The organism is Flavobacterium sp. TN-1 (assembly GCF_052828645.1).
On sequence record NZ_CM128253.1, the window covers coordinates 403530 to 425494 of the forward strand.

The 21965-nt window shown below is 32.4% G+C and carries 14 protein-coding genes; 1 reads left to right on the forward strand and 13 read right to left on the reverse strand.

All coding sequences use genetic code 11. The features are described from left to right. Positions 1-6: 6 nt before the first annotated feature. The 11 genes from ACUXZJ_RS01615 to ACUXZJ_RS01665 all read right to left on the reverse strand — a co-directional run bounded on the left by ACUXZJ_RS01615 (position 7) and on the right by ACUXZJ_RS01665 (position 17936). The gene (locus ACUXZJ_RS01615) at positions 7-4320 is read right to left on the reverse strand and encodes a CusA/CzcA family heavy metal efflux RND transporter (protein ID WP_060383794.1); all 4314 of its coding nucleotides are present in this window, start codon (positions 4318-4320) and stop codon (positions 7-9) included. 93 nt (positions 4321-4413) lie between these two features. Next, positions 4414-4746: a DUF6660 family protein gene (locus ACUXZJ_RS01620; protein WP_063743268.1), complete on the reverse strand. Its 333-nt coding sequence runs from the start codon at positions 4744-4746 to the stop codon at positions 4414-4416. A 969-nt stretch (positions 4747-5715) separates the two neighbouring features. Further along, on the reverse strand, positions 5716-6399 hold the full coding sequence (locus ACUXZJ_RS01625) for a porin family protein (RefSeq protein ID WP_063743270.1): 684 nt from the start codon (positions 6397-6399) through the stop codon (positions 5716-5718). 97 nt (positions 6400-6496) lie between these two features. Then, positions 6497-8299: a cytochrome c oxidase subunit I gene (locus ACUXZJ_RS01630; RefSeq protein ID WP_060381577.1), complete on the reverse strand. Its 1803-nt coding sequence runs from the start codon at positions 8297-8299 to the stop codon at positions 6497-6499. A 33-nt stretch (positions 8300-8332) separates the two neighbouring features. Then, positions 8333-9511: a cytochrome c oxidase subunit II gene (locus ACUXZJ_RS01635; protein WP_063743272.1), complete on the reverse strand. Its 1179-nt coding sequence runs from the start codon at positions 9509-9511 to the stop codon at positions 8333-8335. Positions 9512-9530: 19 nt separating this feature from the next. Beyond that, positions 9531-11024, reverse strand: a complete 1494-nt coding sequence (locus ACUXZJ_RS01640) for a hypothetical protein (protein ID WP_060381575.1) — start codon at positions 11022-11024, stop codon at positions 9531-9533. Between the two features lie 19 nt (positions 11025-11043). Continuing rightward, positions 11044-11592 (reverse strand): c-type cytochrome, encoded by a 549-nt coding sequence (locus ACUXZJ_RS01645; RefSeq protein WP_060381574.1) that lies wholly within the window; start codon positions 11590-11592, stop codon positions 11044-11046. Between the two features lie 6 nt (positions 11593-11598). Further along, a complete protein-coding gene (locus ACUXZJ_RS01650) occupies positions 11599-12123 on the reverse strand; it encodes a DUF3341 domain-containing protein (RefSeq protein ID WP_060381573.1) in 525 nt (174 codons plus the stop codon). A 6-nt stretch (positions 12124-12129) separates the two neighbouring features. Beyond that, positions 12130-13536 (reverse strand): NrfD/PsrC family molybdoenzyme membrane anchor subunit, encoded by a 1407-nt coding sequence (gene nrfD, locus ACUXZJ_RS01655; RefSeq protein ID WP_060381572.1) that lies wholly within the window; start codon positions 13534-13536, stop codon positions 12130-12132. Positions 13537-13562: 26 nt separating this feature from the next. After that, entirely contained in the window at positions 13563-16589 is a 3027-nt protein-coding gene (locus tag ACUXZJ_RS01660; RefSeq protein WP_060381571.1) for a TAT-variant-translocated molybdopterin oxidoreductase, read from the reverse strand. Between the two features lie 33 nt (positions 16590-16622). Beyond that, positions 16623-17936: a c-type cytochrome gene (locus tag ACUXZJ_RS01665; RefSeq protein ID WP_063743274.1), complete on the reverse strand. Its 1314-nt coding sequence runs from the start codon at positions 17934-17936 to the stop codon at positions 16623-16625. 216 nt (positions 17937-18152) lie between these two features. Here ACUXZJ_RS01665 and ACUXZJ_RS01670 point away from each other — a divergent pair, with 216 nt between their 5' ends. Beyond that, positions 18153-18545, forward strand: coding sequence for an SPOR domain-containing protein (locus ACUXZJ_RS01670; protein WP_060381569.1), 393 nt, complete (start codon positions 18153-18155; stop codon positions 18543-18545). 537 nt (positions 18546-19082) lie between these two features. Here ACUXZJ_RS01670 and ACUXZJ_RS01675 read toward each other — a convergent pair. Then, the gene (locus ACUXZJ_RS01675) at positions 19083-20462 is read right to left on the reverse strand and encodes an NADH-quinone oxidoreductase subunit N (protein WP_063743278.1); all 1380 of its coding nucleotides are present in this window, start codon (positions 20460-20462) and stop codon (positions 19083-19085) included. Positions 20463-20522: 60 nt separating this feature from the next. Then, positions 20523-21965 carry a complex I subunit 4 family protein gene (locus tag ACUXZJ_RS01680; protein ID WP_060381567.1) on the reverse strand — a complete coding sequence of 481 codons (1443 nt, stop codon included), beginning with the start codon at positions 21963-21965 and terminating at the stop codon, positions 20523-20525.

Consider the following 21965-nt stretch of genomic DNA (forward strand, 5'->3'; position numbering starts at 1 on the left):
TATCTATTAGTTATTAGGGATTGATGGATATTGTAGAGCAATTGCACTTTGATTATACGCATTTGTTACTTCTATGTTTTGTTTTTTAATATCAATTGCTTGATTTAAAAAATTAATATAAGACCAGTAACTTAAGTCTCCATTAGCATAGCTTTTTTGTGCTGACACAATGATTTGCTCTGCGTATTGCAAACCTTCGTTTTGATAATATTCTAAGTTTTTTTTATATTTTTCGTAAGATTCTAGTAATTCTTGATTTTGCAGCTGAACTACTAATTTATTTTTATTTAGTAATAATGCTGTTTGAGCAGCATTAATTTCGGAAGCTTTTATTTTTGAATGGTTTACATTTCCAAATAAAGGGATTTGCAACCCTACAGTAAAACCTTGGAAGGGTGATTGTAATTGAATAGTCTGAAAAAAATATCCGATCCCTATTTTAGGTATTCTTAAAGCTTTATAAATAGCCGTTTCTTTTTGATTTACGGAAATTTGTTGTTTATAAAAATCTACGACTAGGTTTTCTGCTTTATTTTTATTTATTGATGTTATTTTATATTCTAAAGGAATCATAGCATTCGGTACAATAATTTCTTCTGTTTGTAAAAAAAATTGTAATTGTTTTTGATAGATTGATAAATCATGAATGATTTGTTTTTTTTGAGTTTCAATTTCTTTTACTTTGGCTTTAGCACTGATAACTTCTATACTTCCTGTTTCACCCGTTTTGTGTCTAAGTTCTGAGTTCTTTAAAAAATTAGCATAGATGATATTTAGGTCTTCATTTAATTTTTGAGTAGCAACTCCATATAAATATTGATAAAAAGTGAGTGTTACTGCTTTTTCTAATTCATATTCTGTAATTGCTTTCTTCTTTTCGGCTAATTTGGCCAGTTCATCTTGTAATTCTTTATTTGCTTTAGTAATACCTCCAATAGGGAAATACTGTTGAATTGTTATATTGTGGTCAAATTCTTTCGCATTAAATTGACCTCCTTGGTACTGAACTTGTAAAGGATCTGGCTGGAAAGCGGCTTTTCTTAAGCTTTTTTGTTTTTCAATTTCTTTATCTGCAATTTTTAATTCGTTATTATTTTTTTTGGCTAACTCAATTGCTTCTTGTAGTGTGATGTTTTTTACATTTTGTGCAAAACTTAGGGTACTAAAGAACAATAAGATAATAGGAATAAAGGAAGTGTTTCCTTTTTTACGATGGCTAATTCCTTTTTCGAATATTAAATAAAGAATAGGCAAAACGATTAGGGTTAATAAAGTGGCTGATATTAGACCTCCAATAACTACAGTTGCCAAAGGTTTTTGTACTTCTGCTCCTCCACTAGTAGAAAGAGCCATTGGCATAAACCCTAATGAAGCTACTGCTGCGGTCATTAGTACAGGACGTAACCTTGTTTTAGTACCTAGATATACACGTTTAACAGGATCCGTAATTCCTTCTTTTTTAAGTTGATTGAAATATGATATAAGTACTATTCCATTTAAAACAGCTATGCCAAATAATGCTATGAAACCAATTCCAGCAGAAATACTAAAAGGCATTCCTCGTAACCAAAGAGCAAAAACGCCTCCTATAGCTGAAAGAGGAATGGCTGTAAAAATCAACAAAGATTGTTTAATACTATTAAATGTAAAATACAACAATACCATAATTAAAGCAAGTGCTATAGGTAATGCTACTGATAATCGTTTGTTTGCTTCCACTAAATTTTCAAATTGTCCACCGTACGTTATAAAATAACCTGGTGGGAGTTTAAAATTCTTATCTAATTTTAACTGAATTTCTTCTACTACACTTTTTATATCACGTCCTCGAACATTTAATCCAACGGTTATTCTTCTTTTTCCATTTTCTCTGGAAACTTGTACTGGACCTTGTTCGTAGGTTATTGATGCCACTTGTGATAGAGGTACTTGTTGTCCGCTATTCAATGGAATAAATAAATTATTTACATCTGTTATATCAGTCCTAAAGTTTTTATCAAGTCGAACTACAACATCAAAACGTTTGCTATTTTCGTAGATTTTACCTGCGCTTTCACCAGCAAAAGAGGAACGTACAATTTTATTAATATCTGTTATATTCAAACCATATAATGCAATTTTGTTATAATCATATTTTATCGTTATTTGTGGTAAACCGCTGACTTTTTCTGCTTTTAAATCACCAATACCTTCTATTGTGTTTATTTTGGAGATTAATTCTTTTGCTTTAACATCTAATACTTCTAGATCATCACCAAAAATTTTAATCGCTATATCACTTCGACTTCCTGTCATTAATTCATTAAAGCGCATTTGAATTGGTTGAGAAATTTCAATATTAGCTCCTGGAATGGCTTCCATTTCTTCTTTCATCATATTGGCCAAATCTTCCCAATTATCGGCGGTTACCCATTCACTTTTATCTTTTAATACAATGATTAAATCTCCACTTTCAATAGGCATTGGATCTGTTGGAATTTCACCACTTCCTATTTTTGTTACAATAGTTTTAATTTCGGGAAATTTAGCTTTCAATATTTGTTCGTATTTTGTAGTAGTTTCTATTGTTTGAGATAAGGAACTTCCTGTCATAATAGTAGCGTTTATAGCTAAATCTCCTTCTTCAATGGTAGGTATAAATTCTCCTCCCATGTTTTGAAAAATCAGTAATGCTAAAGAAAATATTCCGACAGCTATACCTAAAATTATTTTTTTAAAAGCTAATGCTTTTTCTAATATAGGGGTATATTTTTTTTCTAACCATTGCATCATCTTATCGCTAAAATTTTCTTTATGTTCTGTATTTTTTGATAAAAATAATGCTGACATCATGGGTACGTATGTAAGTGATAATGTAAATGCTCCTATAATGGCAAATCCAACAGTCATAGCCATTGGTCTAAACATTTTTCCCTCAGTGCCTACCAAAGCAAGGATTGGTAAATAGACTATTAAGATAATTATCTCGCCAAAAGCAGCACTGCTTCTAATTTTTGAAGCAGACTGATATACTTCTTCATCCATTTCTGATTGAGTAAGAGGTTCTTTCCTTTTCACAAGGAGTAAATGATGCATTGTAGCTTCTACAATAATTACCGCTCCATCTACAATAATTCCAAAGTCTATTGCTCCTAAACTCATTAAATTACCGCTTATTCCGAAATAATTCATAAGAATTACGGCAAATAACATAGATAAAGGTATTACAGATGCTACAATAAGTCCTGCTCTTAAATTTCCTAAAAATAGTATTAATACAAAAATTACAATAAGTGCTCCTTCTATTAAATTCTTTGTAATTGTTCCAACAGCATTATCTACTAATTTACCTCTATCTATAAAGGCTTCCGCTATTACTCCTTCAGGGAGTGTTTTGTTAATTTGCTTCATTTTTTCTTTCACACGATTAACTACTGCACTTGAGTTTTCTCCTTTAAGCATGAGTGCTAATCCGCTCACGATTTCTCCTTTTCCATCTTTAGTAGAAGCTCCATAACGTAATGCAATACCTTCTCGAACAGTCGCTACATCACGAATTAAAACAGGCGCTCCATTACGATTTTTAACTACTACATTTTGTAAATCTTGAATACCTGTAGCCATTCCCACCCCGCGAATAAAATATGCGTATTGGTCTTTTTCTATATAAGCACCTCCTGTATTTTGGTTATTTTTTTCAAGGGCTTGAAAAATTTCTGAAATAGTAACCCCCAAACTGTTAAGGGTATTAGGATTAACTGCTATTTCATATTGTTTTAGTTTACCTCCCCAAGTACTTACTTCAGCTACACCTTCTATACCTTGTAATTGTGGTATAATTATCCAATCTTGAATTGTTCTTAATTGTATAGCATCATATTTATCTTCATATCCTTTTTTAGCATATACATCATATTGATAAATTTCACCAAGTCCTGTAGAAATAGGAGCTAAACTAGGAGAACCCGCATAATCTGGAATGTTTTCTTGTGCTTCTTTTAAACGTTGAAAAATCTGTTCACGAGCCCAATAAATATCTACATCATCTTTGAAAACAACTGTCACAACAGACAATCCAAATCGCGAAATACTACGTAATTCTACTATTTTTGGAATTGTCTTTACAGACTGTTCTAATGGATATGTAATCAATTGTTCTACTTCTTGACTCGCAAGAGTAGGTGCAGTAGTAATAATTTGTACCTGATTGTTCGTTACGTCTGGTAAAGCATCAAGAGGTAGTTGTTTTACTGAATAGCTTCCCCAAGCTAATAGTATAATAGTAAAAAGCAGTATAAAAAACTTATTTTTTATACTGAATTGTATGATTTTATCTAACATTGAAAATAATATAATAAGTTGATAATAAGCAAATAGATTATTTGCTATTAAAAAAATTTGCATAGTTAAAACTACGCATTGCAATAAAACTTATTATCCTATTTTAGGTGGTTGCCAAATATTATTATAAAAATTAGTATAAAAAACGGACTTGTAGAGTGATTCTTTATTTTCAGTTTTTATGATAGAAAAAGTCTCTAAATCGTATGAAATAATTGATTGGTAAACTAATACTTGAATACCACAACAATTACATACACAAAAAGGGGAACATAAATCATCATCTTCTTTATGAGAGTGATTTTTACTGTGCTGATCAGATTGAAGGTCTTTAGCCATAGATATATCATGTTCTATCATATCCAAGCAAGGTAGCCCCGACAATACCAGGAAATAAATAGATAATATAATATATAACAATCTCATCAGTACAAATAAATAAAAAAAAAAGCTAGAAACAAAAAATAAATATTAGTTTAAAAAGAATAAAAATAAAAAGGTTCTAATTTTTATTCTTTTTAAACTAATAAATCATCATAATATTATGCTATCTCCTTCTAGTCTAATATAAAATATGAATTAAATAAAAATCTACACTTTATTAGTATTTAAACTTTAGAATTAATATTTTATCTTGACCTTTTGCTATGCAGAAAAACAATAGTAATTTTAAAAAATAAAGAGTTTTATATCGTTTAATTTTTAATTTACTTTTATATTTAACTCTTTATTTTTTATCTTTTGACAAAATGAATCTGATATTTCCGTTTTTCTCTTATATTTTCCATCCTTTATTTATTTCCTTTTATAACATCCTATTTTACATATTTTTTATTAATAAAATTTTAAACAATTGTATACATTATATCTATAAAGCATTTTTCATTACCTTATTTATACCTATAATTGTATATTATTTTTTAATACAAACTAAAAAAATAGAAGATAGTATGATCCGTAATGTACAAGAGCGGAAGATTCCTCTTATTCTTCAATTAATTTTATATCTTATTATCATACTTACTCTAACAAGTCCCAATAATTACTTAAAATTATCAGATTATTTTTGGGCCAGTAGTGTTAGTACTATTATAGCTTTTTATTTTGTTTTAATAAATAAAAAAATTAGTCTCCACATGATTAGTATGTTAGGTACAAGTTCATGGATAATTCTTAATTATACAAATTTAGATTTAATTCACTATATGATACTATTTGTTATTCTCATGGTACTTAGCAGTTGTGTTGCTTTATCTAGATGGATCATGAAAGCTCATTCTATATCAGAATTAGTATTAGGCTCTATCATTGGAGCTATTCCACAATTTGTTATATTTATGTTTCAATGAAATATTTTTCAACAGTACTAATAATATGTATCAAAAGGATTAATTCTTACAAAATATAAAACATTAGACCCAAATTTAATGAACGAATTTTTTGAGAACTTTCAGTAAAAAGAGATTTCTTAAAAAAATCATTTAAACCATACGACACATAAAAATTACCACTATTATATCCTGCTGTAAGATAAACAGAATAAAGAAATTTATTAAAATCAGGGTTATTTACCACTTTGTACTCATATTTAGAATTAATAAACTGAGACTGATTATAGAGTACATAACTTGCTTTTATTCCTCCATAAATTCTCCAAAAACGATGACTTTGAGGAGTAGAGTTACGCCAACGAAGTTCTAACGGAATATCAAGTGTTACGAGCGAAAAACGATTTTTATCATATATTTCATCTTTGGGAATAATTGAATAATCAATAGTAAGTCCAATATTTTTAATAAGTAAGTTTTGTTTAAAATTAGAATACGTAAAACCTATTCCTGGAGCCAAAGCAAAAGTTCTTAGTTTATTAATAGGTATATCTCTTAAAGCACCCAAAAAAATACTTCCTGAAGTTGAATTTTGAGAAACTCCTTGCGGTCTATTATTAAGTATATTATAAGTAATTCCTAAATAGAATTGATCCTCTCTATATAAGGAATCTAATACTTTTATTTCGGGAGAATTTTGAGAAAAGCTACAAAACGAAACAAAAAAGACAAGTAAAAAGAAGTGTTTCATAAATACTAAAATAATTTTAAAACCAATTATAAAGGAAAGGATAAAAATAAAAAAAATGCCTCTCAATTGAGAGGCATTTAAAAGAAAGTTTTTATAATTAAGCGTGATGTAATTCTTGTTCTCCTTCTTTCATTGGAACAGTTTGAGGCACAAAATCATCCTCATGTCCTGGTTTAGAATAATCATAAGCCCAACGATGTACAGTTGGTAATTCACCTGGCCAATTTCCATGAACATGCTCTACTGGAGCGGTCCATTCTAATGTGTTTGATTTCCATGGATTTTGTTCTGCTTTTTTACCAAAGAAAATACTATAGAAGAAATTCCACATAAATATTAATTGAAAAGCTGCACCTATTAATGCAAAAGCAGTAATCAATACATTTACATCTGCCAAGTCATCAAATAACGGGAAGTTAGAATTTGTATAATAACGACGAGGTAAACCAGCCATACCAATAAAGTGCATCGGATAGAAAACACCGTAAGCGCAAACAGCTGTAATCCAGAAGTGAATATATCCTAAAGTTTTATTCATCATTCTACCAAACATTCTTGGAAACCAATGGTAAACACCAGCAAAGAATCCATATAATGCAGAAATACCCATTACTAAGTGAAAGTGAGCAACCACAAAGTATGTATCATGAACATTAATATCTAAAGTTGAGTCACCTAAGATAATACCTGTCAAACCTCCTGAAATAAACGTAGAAACTAAACCTATAGAAAATAACATTCCTGGATTCATTTGTAAATTACCTTTCCATAATGTAGTTATATAGTTGAAGGCTTTTACAGCAGAAGGAATTGCAATCAACAATGTTGTAAAGGTAAATACTGATCCTAAAAAAGGATTCATTCCTGACAAGAACATGTGGTGTCCCCAAACAATAGTTGATAAGAATGCAATAGCCAACATTGAAGCAATCATAGCACGGTAACCAAAAATTGGTTTACGAGCATTGGTAGCAATAATTTCTGAAGTGATTCCTAAAGCTGGTAATAATACGATGTATACCTCTGGGTGTCCTAAGAACCAAAATAAATGCTCAAATAATACAGGTGATCCTCCTTGATAATGTAACACTTCTCCCGAAATAAATATATCCGATAAGAAGAAAGAAGTACCTAAGCTTCTATCCATTATTAACATTAAAGCTGCTGATAACAATACAGGGAAAGAAACAATACCAATAATTGCCGTAATAAAGAAAGCCCAAACTGTTAATGGTAAACGAGTCATAGACATCCCTTTAGTTCTTAAATTAATAACTGTAACCACGTAGTTCAAAGATCCCATTAAAGAGGAAGCAATAAATATAGCCATAGAAACTAACCATAACGTCATACCTGTACCTGAGCCTGGAATAGCTTGTGGTAAAGCGGATAATGGCGGATAAATTGTCCAACCCGCAGATGCTGGTCCTGACTCAACAAATAAAGAACAAATCATTATTACAGCAGACAGGAAAAACAACCAATAAGAAACCATGTTCATAAATCCTGAAGCCATATCTCTAGCTCCAATTTGTAATGGAATAAGTAAATTACTAAAAGTACCACTTAATCCAGCTGTCAATACAAAGAATACCATAATAGTACCATGTATTGTAACTAACGCTAAATAAATATCGTTACGCATTACCCCTCCTGGAGCCATTTTTTCACCTAAAAGCATTTTGAAAATCCCAAAAGACTCTTCAGGCCATGCAATCTGCATACGGAATAATAAAGACATTACTACCCCAATGATTCCCATTATAATACCCGTAATAAGGTATTGTTTAGCAATCATCTTATGATCTATACTAAAAATATATTTAGTAATGAACGTATCTTTATGGTGGTGTGCGTGATCGTGATCGTGTGCGTGATCGTGTTCATGTGCTGCTGCCATATATTTCTATTTAAATTTCTTGATTAGGTTATATTATTTTTTAACAGCTGTTGAATCAGCTACTTCAGCTACAACTGTAGTATCCGCCTTTTTAGGAGCTTCTACTTCTTTTTTAGCACCCGCAACTTCAGCCGCTTTTGCAGCTTGCTCTTCTTTCACAGCTTTAACGATAGTACCTTTATCTTTTAACCATGATTGAAATTGATCTGGTGTATCCACCACTATTTTCATCTGCATATTATAGTGAGATGCTCCACAAATCTTGTTACATAAAACTAAATAATCAAAAGTATAAGGATCTAAAGCTGTTTTTCCTTGCGCTAACAATTCAGCACTTTTCTTTGCTCTTATTTTATTAATTTCAGCTACTTTTTCTACAATTGCAGGATCTTGACGCATTTCATCTGTTGTCATAGTAGGAGTAAAAGCAAATTCAGTTACCATCCCTGGAACACAGTTCATTTGCGCTCTAAAATGAGGCATATAGGCAGAGTGAATAATATCTTGTGAACGTAATTTGAATAATACTTTTTTACCTTTAGGAATATGTAATTCTTGAACCGCAATATCATCTTGTGAATTAGGATCATTTAAATCAACTCCTAAAGTATTAACTCCTTCAATTAAACGTACATTTGCTTTACCTAACACATTATCCTTACCTGCATAACGAGCCTCCCAACTAAATTGTTTAGCATATAACTCCACAACTATTACATCTTCATTCTCATCAACAAACATGATATTTGTCCACGTATAAAGACCGTAAAGGATCAAACCTGCTAAAGTTATTACAGGAATAATGGTCCAAATAAACTCTAATTTGTCATTATCTGCATAATACAAAGCTTTTCTACCTTCTTCACCTCTGTATTTGAAGGCAAAATAATGTAATAATACTTGTGTAATTGCTTGCACTAAAAATATAATCCCTAATGAAATACTCATTAAATGATCATAATCAGGTCCATGTTCAGATGCTGGCGTACCTAAAGCTAAATGTCCCCATTTTAACAATCCATAGATCATAAAAATGTAAAGGAATCCAAGAAAACCAATCATTAAATATCCATGAACTTTATTATCATTATCGGTAGCAATTTGTGAATCATCATCCTTTCTACCCACTTGAGTCAAGTCGAAAATTTTAGTCATTTGCCATATAGCAATCGATAATAAGACTAAAACTGTTAGAACCAACAAAGTTGTCATCTGTTTTCTTGTTTAATTATTAATAATGAAAATGTTTACTTTCTTCGATATAAGGGTTACCTTTTGCTAATAAAGGAGCTTTAGTTAAAGCAGTAAATACAACGTAAATAAATAAACCTGCAAAGAAAGCTACCGATCCGATTTCTGCTGCACCGATAAACCATTGATCACCTACAGTTGCAGGAAAAATCATATTATGGAAATCTAAATAGTGACCACATAAGATTACAACACCAGCCATAGTTATTATCCAAGGTACTCGTTTAAAATCAGAATTAATTAAAATTAACAATGGAAAAATAAAGTTCATAACAACCATACCAAAGAATGGTAAATTGTAGTTTTCAATTCTAAATTTAAAATAAGTCACCTCTTCTGGAATATTAGAATACCACATTAACATGAACTGTGAAAACCATAAATAAGTCCAAAATACAGAAACACCAAACATAAATTTAGCTAAATCATGAAAATGGCTATTATTGATAAACTCTAAATATCCGTTTGTTTTTAAATATAAAGTAATTAAAGCAATCACAGTAATACCACTTACAAAGAAAGAGGCAAATACATACCATCCAAATAAGGTAGAGAACCAATGTGGATCTACTGACATAATCCAATCCCAAGACATCATAGACTCAGAAACTAAGAAAAATGCTAAGAATGCCGCAGATGCTTTAAAATTCTTTTTATAGTAAGATAAATCTTTTGTTTCATCTAAAGTTAGCGAATTTTTACGAGTGTAATAACGATAAAAAATCCATCCTCCTAAAAATATAGCTGCTCTTATTAAGAAAAATGGTACATTTAAGTATCCTGATTTCCCTTGAATCAAATGATCATGAGCTACTACTTCTGGATCCATCCATATAAATAAATGATTGATATGAACTCCTGCCAATACTAAAATTACAAATACTATTATACCACCAGGTGCGATATAAGATGTAATTGCTTCCATTATTCTAAATAAAGCTGGAGACCAACCTACTTGAGCTGCCCATTGAATAGCATAAAATGCTAATACGCCCAGCGAGATCAAGAATACAAATAATGCTCCCACATACAATGCTGCCCATGGTTTATTTTGCAATTGATGAAACACATGTTCAATATGTTCTTTGTGATCATCGTGTAAAACTGCTTCAGTACCTTCTACAGCTTTTTCTTGATGTTTTACTTCTTCGTGAGAAGCTGCCTCTGTGTGCATTGTTGCTTTTACACCTTTAGCCGCAGCTATAGTATCTAATTCTTCCATAGTAGCTACAGCAGAATCAGTTGCAACTGTTTTATCTGCATGAGTTTCTTCTTTATGTTCAGAAGTCATTTCATGCTTAGCGTCAGCATGTGCTGGTGCAACATGGTGTTCACCATGTGCATCAGCTGCTAATATTTTTTCTACGTCCTCAGTAGTCTTAGGCGCATTGAAAAAACCATACCCTATTCCTAAGAGACCAAGTGCCATTAGAACAAATGATAAGGTTCTTAATTTGCTTGAAAATGTATACATAACTTAATCGCGTATTTTATTATTTTAATTCAGACTTAAGTTTCATTACGTACTCAGCCACTTGCCATCTTTCTTTTTTATTTAATTGATTAGCATGTGAACCCATTGCATTTAAACCATACGTTTCTACGTGAAAAACACTACCTACAGTAATTGCACGATCTTTATAACTAGGTACTCCTAAGAACTTTTCTCTTTGAACTAATTTACCTTTACCATCTCCTTTTTCACCATGACAAGAAATACAGTAAATATCAAATAATTCTTTACCTTTCTCCATGTTTACAGCAGAAGAATCTAAAGGAGATTTCATTGCTTTTGATGCTTCATATCCAGCTGGAGTATTAGGTAATTCATAAGGAACAAAACCTCTCTTGATAGAACCTTGAGCAGGTAATTGTCCTTCTTTACCATTTTTGAAAGCATTTGATTCAGAATAAGTCTCATAAGCCACTGACTCATACATATTTGGAAAAAACTGATAGTTTGGCTTATCATCACTTTTACATGAAAACAGTAATGAAGATAACCCCATTATTGCTGTTAAGGAATATACTACTCTTCTCATAATCTATTAATGCTTTTCTACCACTTTCACTTCCACAGCACCCGTGCTTTGTAAGAAAGAAGTTAATTCGTCTTCATTATTATTAACAGCTACCTCCATTAAAAAATGGTCGTCTGTTGTACGTACATCTGGATTTTCAGCTTCTTTAAACGGCCATAGCTTACTTCTCATATAAAAAGTAATTACCATTAAGTGAGCGGCAAAAAATACAGTTTCTTCAAACATTACCGGCACAAAAGCGGGCATATTTTGATAAAATGCAAAACTTGGTTTACCTCCAATATCTTGAGGCCAATCATTAATCATGATATTATTTAATAACCAAGTAGCAAATGATAAACCTGTACATCCATATAAGAATGCTGCAATAGCAATTCTTGTAGGTGCTAAACCCATTGCTTTATCTAAACCGTGAACCGGGAATGGAGTATAGACTTCTTCGATATGGTGGTGTGCTTTACGGGTCGCTTTTACAGCATCCATTAACACATCATCATCATTATATAGTGCATGTATAACTTTATGACTCATGACTTATTAGTGATTATCGTGATTATGACCATTTTTTTCTCTATCTGCTTTGTAGTTATCACCTGATGTTTTCAAGATCGTTTTAACCTCTGCTTGAGCAACTACAGGGAATGTTCTAGAATATAATAAGAACAATACAAAGAAGAAACCAATTGTACCTACAAAGATACCTATATCAACAAATGTTGGAGAGAACATTGTCCATGAAGATGGTAAGTAATCACGGTGTAATGAAGTTACGATGATTACGAAACGCTCAAACCACATACCAATGTTTACAACAATAGAGATGATGAAAGAGAACATGATGCTCGTTCTTAATTTCTTGAACCACATGAACTGTGGAGAGAATACGTTACAAGTCATCATTGCCCAGTATGACCACCAGTAAGGACCTGTAGCACGGTTTAAGAAAGCATATTGCTCATACTCTACTCCTGAATACCAAGCAACGAATAACTCAGTGATGTACGCACAACCTACGATTGAACCCGTAATCATGATAACGATATTCATTAACTCAATATGTTGGATCGTGATATAATCTTCTAAGTTAGAAACTTTTCTCATGATAATCAACAACGTATTTACCATCGCGAATCCAGAGAAAATCGCACCTGCAACGAAGTACGGAGGTAAGATCGTTGTATGCCATCCTGGGATAACCGAAGTAGCAAAGTCAAATGATACAATCGTGTGTACCGAAAGTACTAATGGAGTAGCTAAACCAGCTAATACAAGAGAAACCTCTTCAAAACGTTGCCAGTCTTTAGCTCTACCTGACCATCCAAAAGATAATATAGAGTAAATGTGTTTTGTAAATGGAGTTACCGCACGGTCGCGTAACATAGCAAAGTCAGGTAATAAACCAGTCCACCAGAAAACTAATGAAACTGATAAGTATGTTGAAATTGCAAATACGTCCCATAATAATGGCGAGTTGAAGTTCACCCATAACGAACCGAATTGATTTGGTATAGGTAACACCCAATAACCCAACCACGGACGTCCCATGTGAATAATAGGAAATAGACCAGCCTGAACTACTGAAAATATAGTCATTGCTTCGGCTGAACGGTTAATAGCCATTCTCCATTTTTGACGGAATAATAATAATACGGCAGAAATTAATGTACCTGCGTGACCGATACCTACCCACCATACGAAGTTGGTAATATCCCATGCCCAACCTACTGTTTTATTTAACCCCCAGGTACCAATACCTTCGGTTATAGTGTATAGCATACAGCTAGCTCCCCAAAGAAACATAGCTAATGCGATATAAAATACTGTCCACCATTGTTTGTTCGCTTTTCCTTCTACAGGACGAGCTACGTCTACCGTTACATCATGGTAGCTTTTGCTACCAAGTACTAAAGGCTTTCTGATAGGTGCTTCGTAATGAGACGACATAATCCTTTATCTTATTTCAATTAATATTAATTTCTAACTTTAACTTGGTAAACCACATTTGGCTGAGTACCAATATGTTCTAACAAATGGTAAGAGCGTTCTCCTGCTGCTAATTTAGCCACCTGAGATTCTTTATCATTTACATCACCAAATATCATTGCTCCTGACGTACAAGCATTAGAACACGCTGTTTGGAACTCTCCATCTTGAATTACACGACCTTCATTTTTCGCTTTTAAGATAGTAGCTTGTGTCATTTGGATACACATTGAACATTTTTCCATAACCCCACGAGAACGTAAGTTTACGTCTGGATTTAATGCCATACGACCTAAATCATCATTCATGTGGTAGTTAAACTCTTCATTCTTATTGTATAAGAACCAGTTGAAACGACGCACTTTGTAAGGACAGTTGTTTGCACAGTAACGAGTACCTACACAACGGTTGTACGCCATGTGGTTTTGACCTTGACGACCATGTGAAGTTGCTGCAACTGGACATACTGTTTCACAAGGAGCGTGGTTACAGTGCTGACACATTACGGGTTGGAATACTACTTGAGGATTCTCAGAAGCAGATTCTAACTCGATGTATTTGTTTCTTGAATCTAATAAACCAGAAGCTGAATGTTTTTTCTCGTTATCACCTTCGAAAGTAGTTTCAGAAGAATAGTATCTGTCGATACGTAACCAGTGCATATCACGGCTTCTTCTTACTTCTGACTTACCTACCACTGGAACGTTGTTTTCAGCGTGACACGCAATAACACATGCTCCACAACCTGTACAAGCATTCAAGTCGATTGATAAATTGAAGTGGTGACCGATAGTTCTATCGAAAGATTCCCACAAATCTACTGAAGTTGAAGGAACTTCTTTATGATCTAGAGATACCATTGGCATCACATTCCATTCAGCAGCGTCTTTTGTATTAAAAATTTCTAAAGTAGTTTCTTTAATGATATCGTTACGACCCATTAAGGTTTTTTGCAGCTGTACACAAGCAAATTCATGTTCGCCATTTCCTTTTTCAACCGAAATATTTTGTACGGTATTAAAATTTGTATAAACAGGATAAGCGTTAACACCCACTTGCATTTCTTCTTTTAAAGAAGCTTTACGACCATAACCTAAAGCTAAACCGATAGTTCCTTTAGCTTGACCTGGTTGAATCATAACAGGTACATTTTCTAACTTCACTTTATTGACAGTGATGTTAGCGGTGTGACCATTCAAACCACCATTTGCAACATTCCAGTTTTCAATCCCTAAACCTTCAGCATCAGCTTTAGACATAGTAATGTAGTTATCCCAAGAAGCGCGTGTAATTGGGTCTGGGAATTCTTGTAACCAAGGGTTGTTTGCTTGTTGCCCATCACCCATACCTGTTTTAGTGTATAACACTAATTCCATACCTGCTGATTTAGCATTTGCTAAAACTGCTGCTGCTGCATTGAAATCAGTACTTGCACCAGAAGTAGATGGTAAAACTGTAAATTCAATACCATCATGTACTAATTGGTTCCAAGTTTTAGCACCAGTATAAGCACCACGGATATAATCATAGTATGACTGACCATTTCCAGTCCAAGACAATAAAGCATCTTGGAATTGAACTGTATCAAATAATGGACGGATAGTAGGCTGTGTGATAGCATAGCTACCTTTTACGATGCTTACATCACCCCAAGATTCTAAATAATGAGGAGTAGGTACAGCAATAGTAGAACTTAAAGCTGTTTCATCTTCTTTCATTGTAAAAGTAACTACTAATTTTACTTTTTTCAATGCCTCTGTAAACTCTTTAGTATTGTGTAAAGTATAAACAGGATTAACACCATTCATAATTAAGGTATGAACAGCACCTGAATTCATATCTGCAATTAATTGTTTAACATCTGCGTTATTTCCTTTACGGATTTGGCGTGTATTTCCTGTATTGAAAGCTTCACTTGACAACGCACGGTTAATTGCTAATACTAACAATTGTGCATTTTTATCATCGATGCCACAAACCAATACCCCTTTACTTCCAGCTGCTTTTAATTGTTGAGCTGCTTTTGCAACTTCAGAATTATTTGAAGTTCCTATAGAGGCACCTGTGATTATGTTATAAATTTGAACTAATGCTTGTTTTTGGGCAGCAACTGTCATTGGAACGCGCTTATCAGCAGCAGCACCAGATAATGTCATATTTGCTTCAAATTGGTAATGTTTAGACATTTTACCATTTTGAGGAATACGTCCTTGGGCATAAGCTGCATCAAAACTACCACCTTGCCAATCTCCTAAGAAATCAGCACCAATTGACACAATTACATTTGCTTTAGAGAAATCATAATCTGCTAAAGCTCTTTCACCATAAACCATTTGAAAAGCATCTAATGCTTCTGATGAAGATACTGCATCATATACTATATGCTTTGCATTAGGGTTAGCTGTTAGGAACTGACCGATTAAACGATCTGTAGATGGTGAAGCAGAAGTATTAGTTAATAGAACCACTTTACCTCCTTTCGTTTTTGCTTCAGCAATACTAGCTTTAATCATAGCATTTGCTTCAGTCCAAGAAGATTCTTTTCCAGCTATTTTCGAAGTTTTTAGACGTAAGCTATCGTACAACGATAACACAGACGCATGAACACGAGCATTAGCATGGAAGTTTGCACCTTCTATTTTGTTATTTTCAATCTTAATAGGGCGCCCTTCACGGGTCTTTACCAAGATATTAGCAAAATCAAAACCATCCGAGAATGAAGTAGCATAATAATCTGCAATTCCAGGAATGATTTCCTCAGGTTGAACTACATAAGGGATAGACTTATGCACTGGACCTTCACAAGCCGCTAAAGTTGCAGCAGCTGTACTGAATCCTACATACTTAAGAAAATCACGACGTGTTGTATTAGACGATGCAAGTGTAGCAGCATCACCTAAAAACTCATCTGTTGGAATTTCTTCAACAAACTCGTTATTTCTAAGCGTCTCAACAATAGAGCTATTTTCGTTTAGCTCCTCAACACTTTTCCAGTATTTTTTGTTTGATGACATATTATATATAAAAATTAGCTTCTTAATAAATTATTAGTAGTGACATTTACCACATTCTAAACCTCCCATTTGCGCTGCAGTCAACTTGTCTACACCGTATTTTTTAGAAAGTTCAGCATGGATTTTCTCGTAGTAAGCATTTCCTTCTACTTTAACTGCTGTTTCACGGTGACAGTTCACACACCATCCCATAGTTAATGGAGAATGCTGCTTCATGATTTCAAAAGTCTCTACAGGACCATGGCATTTTTGACATTCAATTCCAGCAACTGAAACGTGTTGAGAGTGATTAAAATATACAAAATCTTGTAAATTGTGAATTCTAACCCATTTAACTGGTTTTTGTTTTCCTGTATATTTTTGAGCTGTTTTATCCCATCCTACTGCATCGTATAATTTTTGGATTTCAGCAGTATAGAATTCTTTAGTATACTCTACATAAGTAGAATCTTTATCTCCTTGGAATTCAGAAATGTTTTTATGACAGTTCATACAAACATTCAATGAAGGAATACCCGCATTTTTACTTGTACGAGCTGCAGAGTGGCAGTATTTACAATCGATACCATTATCACCTGCGTGAATTTTATGAGAATAGTGGATAGGCTGAATTGGCGCATAATCCTGATCTACACCCACTTGCATCAAATAACCATAAGCGAAATAAGCACTCACTAAAATCAACAAAATGGTAGACACCAACACTAAGAATTGGTTTCTAGCAAATGATTTCCATAAAGGCAACAGACTCAACTTACGATCTTTTACTTCTACTCCATTAGCAGCTGAAATTTTACGTAAGGTATTGTAAACCATATATAACATTCCTACTAAAACCGCTAACACTACTGCTAACAATCCTAGCACTACGTTATTAGAAACACCAGAAGAATCTGTAGCTCCAGCATTTACAGCTGAACCAGCAGCTGGTGCTTTAACTTCCTCTTTAGGTTCTGAAGTATAGGCTATAATGTTATCAATATCAGCATCTGACAACTGAGGAAAGGCTGTCATTGGAACCTTATTAAACTCCTCAAAAACTTTCACAGCATCAGCATCTCCTGATGCAATTAAACCTTTTGAATTTCTAATCCACTGCCCTAACCAAGCTCTATCACGACGTTCTGCAACACCACGAAGCGCTGGGCCTGTCATTTTAGCATCTAACTTGTGACATGCTGCACAATTTGCGTTAAACAAAGCCTTCCCCGCAGCAGCATCTCCGGCAGCAGCTGGAGCCGCAGCAGCAGGTTCTTGAGCAAAAGAACTTAAAGAAACAGATAATAGAAACGCTAGATTTAACGCTACTACTCTTAAAAACGATTTATGGTTTCCCACCTTTTTCATAAATTAAATGGTTATCATCTAAATTTGGCATATTTTCTACAGTACAAATTGCACCGAATACAATACACCATTTAAAAAACTCTGACAAAAATACGACTTATGAAGTATTCTCAAAACCTTAAATATATCTTAAATATTAATTTATAATTGTTCTAAATAATTTAAAAGGTATTATTTTTTAATTATATCTTACATTTGCTTAAAAAATGACTTATTATGAATATTTTAACATTTTGTAAATCTGCACTTTACATCAGTATTTCTTCTTTTTTTAGTCTATCTATAAATGCACAAAATCCACAAAAAAACATTCAACAAGATCCAAGATTTGAACAACTTTTGAATGAAAAAAGAAAAATAAACAACAATATTCCTCTTTATGATTATTTTAAAATTCAAATTTTTACAGGGGAAAACGAAGAAGCTAAAAAAACATTAATTGAATTTCGAAAAAACAACAAAAATTTAGACGGAACCATTGTATTTCATACTCCTATTTATAAAGTTTGGGTTGGCAATTTTAAAACACGAATAGAAGCTGAAAAAAAATTATCAGATTTAAAGAAAAAATACCCTAATGCCTTTTTAATTAAACCTAATAAACAATAATACTTGTTTCAAATTACCACGTAAAAATCAAGTATTCTTAAATCTTTTTGGTTTTATGAAGCTCATTATATATGTAAATATTTTTCTATGACTTTTATACCATTTAAACTTAAAATATACTGGATTAAAAAGTAAAATTCTGGATAGTTTTTTTTATTTCAAAACAACTCGAACAGATGGTTCAGTATATAATTGAAATCATCGTTAGTTCGATTCCAAAGCACATCGAGAACCAACACTAATTTTTATTGCTTTTGGTAGGATGGTGTCTAGATCAACATGTAGTTTGTCACTCCATAAGGAGGAGTCTCATAATCAAAATTACGTGATTTCTCTCTTTGGTCGAAATAACAAGATTGCGAATTTTTTGGACCGTCTCAAGGATAAAAAAATAGTATTATGAGAAAATTTCAAAGTTTAAATGGTAGTATGCTCTTTTATCTCTAGTACAAAGCCCAAAATATGATCTGAATTTATTATATAAAAAAGGGAAATATCTGAATTTAAGATATTTCCCTTTTTAATTTTAATTTTCCTTTACCTAATTAAATTTAGTAATATATTTGGAAAGAAACCGATTATTAAATTTGCAATTAAACCAATAATTCCTAAAAAAAGATAAACAAAAGGTATCTCATTTTTTTGATCATTCGTATTATTTGATGATTTGGTATACATTGCTAAAATTAATTTAAAATAATACCCAACACTAATAATAGATGCAATAACAGCTATAATAACCAAAATAATCCAACCTGAATTTACAACCTGATTAAATAGAAAGAATTTAGCAAAAAAACCTGAAAAAATAGGAATACCCGCCATAGAGAGTAATGAAGTTGTTACAATTAAAGCTGCAACAGGGTGTGTCTTTCCTAAACCATTAAAAAGATCAATAGTTTCATTTTCTTTTCTTTTTGTTACATATAAAATTATAGCAAAAATAGCTAATCCTGAAATAGTATAAGCTGTGGCATAATAAAATAGTATATTGGCAGCAAAATTAGGCACAATTAAAGTCATTAACATAAAACCTGCATGAGATATACCTGAAAAAGCCAACATACGTTTTACATTGTTTTGACGTAATGCCATAATATTTCCAATCATCATAGAGGCTATTGAAACAACCACTACTAACATCTGAAAATGATAGGTTTGAAAAGGGACTAATAAAGTAATTAATTTAAATAGAGCTGCCATAGAAACCACTTTTCCTAAAGTACTCATGGTGGCTGTCGTAAGTGCAGGAGAGCCTTCATAAACATCAGGCGACCAAAAATGAAAAGGAGCTGCTGCTACTTTAAAAAGCATTCCTATCAAAACAAATATCAAACCAATATTATACCATTGAGGGTAAGTAGTAGTATGTATAATCTGATAAATTGTTTGCAAATCAAAACTTCCTGTAGCACCATAGATCAAGGCAATTCCAAAAAGTATAATTCCAGAAGCAAAGGCTCCCATTAAAAAGTATTTCATTCCTGCTTCATTGCTACGTAAATTTGTACGGTTACTTGCTGCTAAAACGTACAATGAAATAGAAAGAATCTCAATTCCTAGAAAAAACATTGCTAAATTACCAAAAGACACCATGGTTACACCACCTGCCAAAAGAAAAACTTTTATGGATACAAAGTCAGAAATTCTAGTCATTTTTTCTTTATAAAACTCACCTCCCATAGCAATAAGAAAGATCGTAATTATGATAAACAAACTAGAAAAAGCGACAGAAAAACGGTCTACAAACATCATGTTGTTTAAATAGGTACCTAATAGGTTGTACTCAGAAATGTTAAAACCTAAAATAACCAATAGCCCTACAATGGTTAAAGGCACAATAGCTTTTCTTGCATTTAGCATTTCAGCTAACATAACAATTATTCCTAATCCTGATATAGCAATTAATGTATTCATCTATAATAATGATTTAAGATATATGTTTTTAATTTTTAAAAACTAAAACAAAACCTCAATTTAATTTATATTATTAATTTTTAAAACTATCTCTTTTAATGCTGGAGTAATTAAATCATTAATTGGTTTCGGATATAAACCAAAAAATAATAAAACAACAATCAATATAACGAAAACAGTAATTTCCTGCGTAGTTACAGCGGCAAAAGATTTGGTATTTGCTTCACCTAACATTACATTTTGGAACATTTTAAGCATATAAAAAGCACCTAATATAATAGTTGTACCAGCTGTCACTGCAAATACAATATTTACATTATAAATACTGTATAAAGCAGTAAATTCACCAATGAAATTAAAGGTTGATGGCAATGCAACCGATGCTAACATAACAATCATAAATAGAGAAGCAAATTTTGTATCTTGTATACGAATACCTCCCATTTCTGCAATTTCTTGTGTATTAAAACGTCTTTCAATAACTTCCGCTGCAAAAAACAAACCTACTACTACAAAACCGTGTGCAATCATTTGCAGAACAGCCCCTCTTAATCCATCTAACGAAAGTGTATACGCTGATGCAGCGATTAAGCCAACGTGTGCTAGCGAAGAATAAGCTAATAATTTCTTCAAATTACGTTGTTTTAAAGCAACAATAGAGCCATACACTACACCAATAATACTTAAGACTAATAATATATTGATCATTCCTTTTGCCGCTATTGGTGTTAATGGCAATTGCCAACGGATAACACTATACAATCCCATTTTTAACATGATACCTGACAATAACATCGTACCTACAGCAGGTGCTTTTTGATACGTATTTGCTTGCCAAGTATGAAAAGGGAAAATTGGAATTTTAATAGCATAAGCTAAGAAGAATCCTAAAAAAATCCAAAATTGCTCATTTTCAGTCAATCGAATTGCATATAAATCAGCTAATAATAAAGATCCTGCTTTTTGAAATAGATATACAAAAGCTGCTAACATAAACAGAGAGCCCGCTAAAGTAAATACAAAAAATTTCATAATGGCACGCTTACGCTCTTCTAAATCTCCATTACCCCATAACAAAGCAATGAAATAAATAGGCAATAATGCTAATTCCCAAAAGATATAATATAATAAACCATCTGCACTTAAAAAAGTACCTACCATTGCAAAATTCATAAAAACGACTAAAGAATAAAATACTTTGCTATTTTCAAATGAATTTCCAAAAGACGAGTACACAATTACTGAGGTAAGTGTAGTTGACAATAGAATCATAGCTAGTGACAAACCATCTACTTCAAATGCAACATATACATTAGGATATTGAATCCATTGTTCTATAAAACTAGGATTTGCACCACTTTGAAAAATATTTAATGTATAAAAAGAAAATACGGTGGCAACTAAACTAAAAGTAAGAGCTACCCTTTTTGCTAACTTATTTCCTGATAAATAAGTTGCAACTGATCCGAATAATAATAAAACAAGTAAAAATGATACGTTCAT

Bases quoted from the DNA above. Each gene is read 5' to 3' on its own strand.
- ACUXZJ_RS01615 (WP_060383794.1), bottom strand. From the start codon at position 4,320: ATGTTAGATAAAATCATACAATTCAGTATAAAAAATAAGTTTTTTATA.
- ACUXZJ_RS01620 (WP_063743268.1), bottom strand. From the start codon at position 4,746: ATGAGATTGTTATATATTATATTATCTATTTATTTCCTGGTATTGTCG.
- ACUXZJ_RS01625 (WP_063743270.1), bottom strand. From the start codon at position 6,399: ATGAAACACTTCTTTTTACTTGTCTTTTTTGTTTCGTTTTGTAGCTTT.
- ACUXZJ_RS01630 (WP_060381577.1), bottom strand. From the start codon at position 8,299: ATGGCAGCAGCACATGAACACGATCACGCACACGATCACGATCACGCA.
- ACUXZJ_RS01635 (WP_063743272.1), bottom strand. From the start codon at position 9,511: ATGACAACTTTGTTGGTTCTAACAGTTTTAGTCTTATTATCGATTGCT.
- ACUXZJ_RS01640 (WP_060381575.1), bottom strand. From the start codon at position 11,024: ATGTATACATTTTCAAGCAAATTAAGAACCTTATCATTTGTTCTAATG.
- ACUXZJ_RS01645 (WP_060381574.1), bottom strand. From the start codon at position 11,592: ATGAGAAGAGTAGTATATTCCTTAACAGCAATAATGGGGTTATCTTCA.
- ACUXZJ_RS01650 (WP_060381573.1), bottom strand. From the start codon at position 12,123: ATGAGTCATAAAGTTATACATGCACTATATAATGATGATGATGTGTTA.
- nrfD (WP_060381572.1), bottom strand. From the start codon at position 13,536: ATGTCGTCTCATTACGAAGCACCTATCAGAAAGCCTTTAGTACTTGGT.
- ACUXZJ_RS01660 (WP_060381571.1), bottom strand. From the start codon at position 16,589: ATGTCATCAAACAAAAAATACTGGAAAAGTGTTGAGGAGCTAAACGAA.
- ACUXZJ_RS01665 (WP_063743274.1), bottom strand. From the start codon at position 17,936: ATGAAAAAGGTGGGAAACCATAAATCGTTTTTAAGAGTAGTAGCGTTA.
- ACUXZJ_RS01670 (WP_060381569.1), top strand. From the start codon at position 18,153: ATGAATATTTTAACATTTTGTAAATCTGCACTTTACATCAGTATTTCT.
- ACUXZJ_RS01675 (WP_063743278.1), bottom strand. From the start codon at position 20,462: ATGAATACATTAATTGCTATATCAGGATTAGGAATAATTGTTATGTTA.
- ACUXZJ_RS01680 (WP_060381567.1), bottom strand. From the start codon at position 21,965: ATGAACGTATCATTTTTACTTGTTTTATTATTATTCGGATCAGTTGCA.